The sequence below is a fragment of the Sporocytophaga myxococcoides genome (genome assembly GCF_000775915.1).
GTDB classification, from domain to species: domain Bacteria; phylum Bacteroidota; class Bacteroidia; order Cytophagales; family Cytophagaceae; genus Sporocytophaga; species Sporocytophaga myxococcoides_A.
In genome coordinates this window covers 1-7191 of record NZ_BBLT01000018.1, presented here as the reverse complement: position 1 = coordinate 7191, position 7191 = coordinate 1, and the positions used below count along the sequence as shown (strand labels likewise).

Genomic DNA, 7191 nt, shown 5'->3' with positions numbered 1-7191 from the left:
GGATCCGACCACTTTTAACCAGTCGCATTACAAATGCGAATGCCCTTTATTCAATTGTAACTTAACCTTCTATACTTCTACCTCTATCACAGATTGCACTCGCTACAAGCGAGCGCGAGCAGATGAAGACACCAGCCGGGGTGTAAGACTCTATTAAGATACTCTATTGCCGTTAACTACTAATGATGCAAATTTGAATAGTGATATTATCATCATAATAATAACCAATATGATAGAAAGCTCTTTAATTATGTGATCTAGCATCCCATATTTCATTAAGTTTAAAATAATCTTAATCATTTCTTTTATTGGTAATATTATGACTAATGCATTGATTAAGATAAAAATAATTCTTTTATAAAAATTATTTACAAATATTGAGACAAATCCAATTCCTAATATCATTATTAATAATAAGCCAAATACAGATGATGAGATATATTGATATAAGGCATTTAACAATACATTTATTAGGATAAATATCATGCTAAGTGCATAATAAACAATAACATAAACTTTCTTCATATTTTTAATGAGGAGTCCAATTATTAAAATCACTAATACCCTGAAGCGTTTTTGACTTAACATCCCCGAGGAAATCTCCAACCGCTTCAGTCGTTTCTACTACACCTTCTTTTACTGCATTATAACCTGCCTTTATATAATTTCCAGTAGATTTGGTTGTTGTCGAAATTATTGCATTGTTAATATTCTTATCTTCAAATTTCGCAACATCTCCTTCTACTACGGAAATAGTTCCATTTTTCAATTTATCGGCATTCTCATTTAATAAATAATCTGCTAACCTTGCTGGAGAAGATATTAACTCATTTTCAGCGTGTTTAACGCCTGCTATGGTACAAGCTTGCTTTCCACCATCAGCACAATTTTGTCCAGTTGCACTCCATTCTAACTTAAGCGATTCGGTTAATTTTTTAACTGTCTCTGCATCTACATCTCCACTTGTTTTAATTCTAATTACCAAAGCTGGAGGTTTTTGCTGTAATCCTGCATTAACATCATAATTTTTTGCTTTATCATAAGTGAGTCCTGTTACATTATGTGCTCCTCCTGGAGCATTATCATGTACAGGATAATGACTAAAGTATTGCATATTAGTTTCAGATCCAACTCCAACAGCTATGTGACCTGCTCCTGAGTGGCTATCTTCTTGAGAATAGAAGAATAAATAAATATCTCTACCATCAATATCTATGATGGAAATTGGAGAATTCGCAGCATAGCAATATGTAGAAACCTCAGGATATTTACTTGCCAATGGATCGACACTCATCCATCTACCTAATCGTGCATCATAAAACCTCGCCCCAAAGTCATAACTATTTCCACTTCCCTTCAGCTCATCATCTTTTTCCATTCGGTTGAACCCATACCTATAATTCTGCGAGTTGAACGATTTAGCGATCATACCGAACGGATAATAATCCGGGCTGGAATCGCTTCCTCCTTATACTCTCTTAGGCCTGTTTTTTCAGTGGCTCTGCTTTATCTAGCCTCCCCACTGCTGTATTCAAAGAACGTTTATACTCTGCAAGTTAATAAAAAAAACGCTTTTCATATAATTTATTATCCTTCACGGAAGCGGTTAAAAAGCCATTCTTTAACTGCTCGTTTTTTGCCGTCATTTACTGCTTTTTAACCGATTTCGTGAAGCTCCAAGCGCGGGGTGTATTTCTTTAACAGAGAAGCATACTGCGCGCGGAAGGCTGCTGCACTCGTGATTAAAGCCCTTTAAGGGTTGGGTTGCGGGGCGAGCCGCTGCGAGCGCAACAACGGCCGGCCGGGAGAAGCGACCCGCGAGGGGAGCGACCGGCCGTGTCCGGTGGTGCATAGCAGGCGAGCAATAACTCTGGCTGCGGGTGTACGTGGCCTTGCTGAAGGAGGAACGACTGAAGCGAGGACACGGACACTAGAGCAGCCGTGAGGAAGCCCGCAGCGTGTGAAGGAAGGCAGAGCGTAACAAGTACTGCCGGAGGCACGGAGGCTGTACTTGTGGAGCGGTGATGCAAGGCTGAGAGAGGAAGGGTGAAGGGTGGGTTTGTGCGGTTGACCCTGCACGAACGAACGCCTTGCAGCACTGCCTGACGGAACTAAGCGAGGACTGCACGAACGCCTTTGATCCTATATGCGTGCCGTAAGGACGCAAGGCCTGTGCGGTAGGTTTGTGCGTTGTGGCAGTGCGGATTCGGGATTTGGTTCTTTAGCTTCCCGGGTGGTGCTTTTCAAGTTCTTTCTGAAGGTCTTCAAGGTCGGTGCTTTTATACCTTTCCGTACTGCTTACATACTTATGCCCTGCAAGGTACTGAACCTGTCTTATGTCGTACTGTTTTATCCAGAGGCTTATTCTGCTTTGCCTGATCTGATTTCCATTGATCAGGAAGGTATGGTTCTTTCTGAGCTTTTTTATCAGTCTGTCCTGAACGTTCTGAAGATCGCTTTCTTTGTCCGTTCCTGTAAACAGCTTTTCATTTGAAGGATTTCTTTTCATCAGGTATTCATAGAGGTCTATGATTTGTACGGCCTCCAGTGGCAGGATTCTTCTGTCTGTCTTACCTGTGCCCGGCACTTCTATTTTACCTTCCCGCAGTTTCAGATGATGAGGTTCCAGTATAGCCATATCATTATTTAACAGACCCTGCCAGATCATTAACCCCAACATGGCTTTACTGTGTATTCCGGTTTCTTCTTCTGGTGTAAAGTTATCGTAAAGTACTTTCAGCTGCTCTTCATTTAAAAGATCATGCGGAACTGTTCTCTTTCTACCTTTTACAAAAAGACCCGCTGCCGGACTGGACTTTACTTTTCCGATGTATTTCAGATAGTTGTAATAATATCTTATTACTGTCAGCTGCTGATTGATAAAACTGTTACTGTGTTCTTTCTTCTGGCATACCTTAATATAGTCTAAAAGGTCGCTATAAACGATTTCTTCTCCTGCCTGGCCTCCTTCCTTCATCCAGTCAAAAAATGACTCTAAAAGCTTCTTATACCGTATTATCGTATCAGAGCTTAATTGCCGGGTCTTCAGATAATCTTCAAAGGTCATTATTCAGGATATGGGTATAGATTTGAGTACTTTCAAGGCTTTCATGGCCTAAGAACAGAGCAATGTTTTCAAGGCTCATTCCGCTTTCAAGCAAGTGTGTAGCAATGGTATGACGTAATTTATGAAGACCAGACACTTTATCTATTTCAGCCTTTTCAGCCAGTTGTTTCAGTCTTATGTGCAGGCTCTGACCTTCCGGCCTCTCTCCTCTTTCCGTTAAAAAGAAGGCTTCTTCGTATTCCTCTTTCACTAAAAAAGGCCTCCCATAAAGCAGGTAACTCTCTATATCTTCTTTTACCTCTGCTGTCATTGGTACATAACGCTCTTTATAGTTCTTACCATTTCTCACATACAGCAGGTTTTTATCCGTTAAAATATCTCCCGTATCAAGGCTTATACCTTCATTTCTTCTTAGTCCACAGCCATAATAAACCGCTAACATGGCTCTATCTCTGAGTCCCATTGGGCTGTCTTCCGTTGCTTCATACAGCTGCTTTATTTCTTCCCTGCTTAGTATTTCCGGGATTTTTCGTTTATCTCCGGTAATGACAATATCCGCATCAAAGCTCTCTTGATCTGTGTTTCTAAGGTAGTCGCTTAAACGCTTTATGGCCTGAAGATGCTTTAATAAATAATTATTGCTTAATGCCCCTGTCTTTCTTTGTCTTGGTCGCTCTTTCAGATAAATGAAGTAGCGGAGAACCTCCGCAGGTGTTAAATCATTTATAGCCATGTTTTCCTGTTCAAGCCAGTGGAAGAACTCTCTGATATTAGCAGGAAGGCTGTTTACCGTGGATACTGCATAACCTGTAACCGCAAGCCATTCTTTAAAGCCCGATTCCAGTCTTATATGTTCATCTTTTGTTAGCCTTAACTTTTTCATGCCGTGCCTTTTACAAAAAACAGTACCCCCATCCTCATTCCGTGTTATACTTGTTATACTGTTATACTTAATTATTTTATCCTGTTTTATAATAAGTTAGCTTGCCGTTGCTTCGCTTTTTTTAGTGTTATACTTATGTTATGCTTCTGTTATACTTCCCGTCCGGGTACTTTTGCCAGAGAACAGACAAGGTATCATCCATGATACTTAAAGCGCTCTGAAGCACTTTATAATCATCCCAGGTCGTGATCCTATATTCATAGCCTGTCTTCTGATTGCCTCCCGCCTGTTTCAGATAACCCCTTGCCTGAAGCTCAGTAATCCGGCGATTAAACTGCATGGGATGCATTCTGAACTTTTCACGGATTTCCTTACCTGTAAAGGTTTCTCTGTTTGTCTGTCGTACTGTGGATTTCAGCGATTCAAAGAACTCTCTCACTGCTCCGCTCAGTTCGTCGGATTTCCTGAGTAAACTTTCTTTGCTTAACAGGTTGGCAAGCTCTACATCTTCCAATGTGGTTTCTATATATTTCTCCCCTGTACGGCTCTGCTTTATTTCACGCTGATACTGATGTAAGAAGGTTATAGATTGAATCAGGGTTATATAGTGTGTGTTCGTTCGCAGTTTCTTGAACACGTATTCAGGTAGCTTTAAAGAAGGCTGGAAGGGATTTATTACTTTAATATTGTTATTTAACATACGCTGTATGTTGTGTACTTTATGAGCCGTTCGTATGGCTGAAGTAGTATCTGTAAGCCCGGCAGCCTGTCTATTCTGATAGTCAAGTACGGCATCCTGATGGGCTTTGCTTTCATTCACATGGATAAGAAAACTCCGGTTGCTGTTATCTTCATAGATCTTATCTTTGGTCGTGGCTCCTGCTATACAGATCGGTCCCTCTGCCTGTAAATGTACCTGTTTAAAGGCTCCTGTTCTCGGGTCGCTTTCCGTTACAAACTTGCTTATCTTCTGAGCTGTCATAAACTCCCTTAGTGGTAACAGGGCTTTATAACTTCCGTCAAGGTCTTCCAGTAACAGGATCTTGTTTTTCCAGAAGCTTCTATAAGGCGGTCTGAACAGTACGTTTTCAGTTAAAGCCGTGGTTTCATACTTACATTCTTCCGGTACAAGTTTTAAGATCGTTTTTAATAAATTCGTCTTTCCGCTTCCTGAACTGCCATGTACCAGAGCATGAAGCGGATTATCAAAGTATCTTGTTAAGAAGATCAGGAACAGCAGTAAACCGTTGTCTGTCTCTCCTATCAGTCCGCATTGCTGCATAGACGTTCTCAGATGCTTTACAAGAGCTTTGTCTTTAAGGTGTTCGATTGCTTCTTTCTGTTCGTTTCCGCTCAGCTCCACTTTCTCAGGCCTGTTCTGTATCGCTGCTTTTTCTTTCTGATCAAGACGGTAGCTCTCTACTTCTTTTGTAAAGTCCTGCAAGATGTTTTTTAAAAAGGTCTCTAATACTCCAAGTTCTTCACAGGCATTCTGAAGGAACTGTTTAAAGCTCCTGTTGCTGTATAAGTTCACATCGTCCCGGAAGCTCTGACCGCTACCTTTGTTTTCAAGACTTAGACTTAGTTTTAATCTGTGTAAGTTGTGCTTTTCTATACCGCCCCAGATCGTTATTTTAACGGCTTCTGTTTCGTAGGTTATTTTATCGGGATTGCTGATGTCTAAGCTGTCAGGACTGGGATGTATGGAAGTTAAATTGTCTGAATCAGGATTTACAGGATTTAAGGATAAACAGGATTCTGTTTCTCTTGCTATTTCCGCTCTCTGCTCTAACAGATGGTTTAGTATTTCCGTATCATGGCTTTGTATAAGACTGTTAATGTCTTCGCCTTCAGGTGTAGGAACTGTGGTAGTGGTAAGTTTTAAGTTATAAGTGTTAAGTATTTCGGATATGCGCTCTGCTCCTGCTCTCCCGGCCTCGTCTCCATCAAAAAAGAAGATTATTTCTTCTAATCCTTTTAATGCTTTGATTGCTTCTTCATGCTCTGCAGTAAAACCATTTGTACCGTAACAGGCCAGTATTCCATAACTTTCGTCTGTTATATACTGTGCTAAAGTTGCAGCATCAATGATACTTTCCGTTACTATTAACCTTTGGGTTTCTGCTTTAGGATAACAGGGATATAAACCCTGATGCCTTCCTTTAAGATAGTAGTGATTCTTTCTTGTTATGCTACGACCGTAAAGATTGACGATTTGACCTGACTTGTTTCTGATCGGGAAGACCAGACAGTTCCTTAGTACCGGACTGAGGCTTTTATTCTCCTGCTCTGTCAAGAGGCCTATTTCAAGGGCACTGGCTTTTAATGCTGCATTCCAGTTTCTATGATACCTTTCCTCTAAAGAACCTATTTCATACTTTTCATAATCAAGATTTCTTTCTTTACAGTATGCCTGTCCTTTACTGCTGCGCTGCAAGTTATGACGGGCTTCACTCATGACCTTTCCTAATACTGCAATACGGGCAAGATTCGATTTCACTGTTTCTGTCTCCGGCTTTACTGCTTTTGAAGACTGAGGTCGGGAGCTTTGACCAGCAAGGGATTTCGCCTTATTAATGGCTTCCCCCTTGCTGCATTGCTCTTTGTACATAATAAACTCTATTACATCAAGGCTTCGGCCATGAGTGGTACAGTTAGCAGAGAAGCAATAAGCCGTATCTGTTTTATGATACACCTGCATGCTCGGTGTTTTGTCCTCATGGAACGGGCAGTTCAGACGATGGCTCTTATCTGGCTTCAGGCCATAATATTCCAGTACTGTGCCTATTGCAAGGCTTTCCTTGATTTCCGGTATCTCCATTACTTGGGATGGTTTAACAGATCATGTATGCTTTTCATTTCACGGTCAAGTTCGCTCAGTATACCCTGAAGCCTTGCGAACTCGCCTAGTATATCCCCTTTATCATATTTCTCATAGCCTCTGCCTTCTATCTTCTCTCTTATAAGACACAACTGGTAAAGGCTCTGGCTCATTCTTAAACTCTCACAAAACAGCTGACCCAAACGGAACCTTAATTCTCTTGTCTTTTCTGCTTTCATGGTTGGTGAAGGATTTCAGGATTTACAATGAGGCTTCTTAAGATGTACAGCTTTTCATAATGACGAACCGTACTCTTTAAGGCTTCCGGATCGTGTCTTAACTGTAATACCATTCTTAACATAGCTTCGTCGAGGGCCATAGCAAACGCCTCGGGACTGCAATAATCCTTTAAAAGGGCTT

5 protein-coding genes and 1 pseudogene are annotated in these 7191 nt (G+C 41.0%); all 6 read right to left on the bottom strand.

Going from position 1 to position 7191, the window contains the following annotated elements; genetic code table 11:
* Window positions 1-529 precede the first annotated feature (529 nt).
* Window positions 530-1432 (bottom strand): annotated as a pseudogene (locus MYP_RS25600) (RHS repeat-associated core domain-containing protein); the annotation flags it as partial.
* A 789-nt stretch (window positions 1433-2221) separates the two neighbouring features.
* Entirely contained in the window at window positions 2222-3067 is an 846-nt protein-coding gene (locus MYP_RS25595; protein ID WP_052430494.1) for a tyrosine-type recombinase/integrase, read from the bottom strand.
* Window positions 3057-3950, bottom strand: coding sequence for a tyrosine-type recombinase/integrase (locus tag MYP_RS25590; RefSeq protein ID WP_052430493.1), 894 nt, complete (start codon window positions 3948-3950; stop codon window positions 3057-3059). Before MYP_RS25590 ends, MYP_RS25595 begins: the two co-directional genes overlap by 11 nt.
* A gap of 133 nt (window positions 3951-4083) precedes the next feature.
* Window positions 4084-6771 carry a toprim domain-containing protein gene (locus tag MYP_RS26660; protein WP_052430492.1) on the bottom strand — a complete coding sequence of 896 codons (2688 nt, stop codon included), beginning with the start codon at window positions 6769-6771 and terminating at the stop codon, window positions 4084-4086.
* Entirely contained in the window at window positions 6771-6944 is a 174-nt protein-coding gene (locus MYP_RS24335) for a hypothetical protein (RefSeq protein ID WP_156140824.1), read from the bottom strand. The genes MYP_RS26660 and MYP_RS24335 overlap by 1 nt, the downstream gene beginning before the upstream one ends.
* 62 nt (window positions 6945-7006) lie before the next feature.
* On the bottom strand, window positions 7007-7191 hold a 185-nt coding region (locus MYP_RS24330), incomplete at its 5' end, for a hypothetical protein (protein WP_045469905.1).

Coding starts and splice junctions, on each gene's coding strand:
- MYP_RS25595 (WP_052430494.1), bottom strand. CDS start 3,067: ATGACCTTTGAAGATTATCTGAAGACCCGGCAATTAAGCTCTGATACG.
- MYP_RS25590 (WP_052430493.1), bottom strand. CDS start 3,950: ATGAAAAAGTTAAGGCTAACAAAAGATGAACATATAAGACTGGAATCG.
- MYP_RS26660 (WP_052430492.1), bottom strand. CDS start 6,771: ATGGAGATACCGGAAATCAAGGAAAGCCTTGCAATAGGCACAGTACTG.
- MYP_RS24335 (WP_156140824.1), bottom strand. CDS start 6,944: ATGAGCCAGAGCCTTTACCAGTTGTGTCTTATAAGAGAGAAGATAGAA.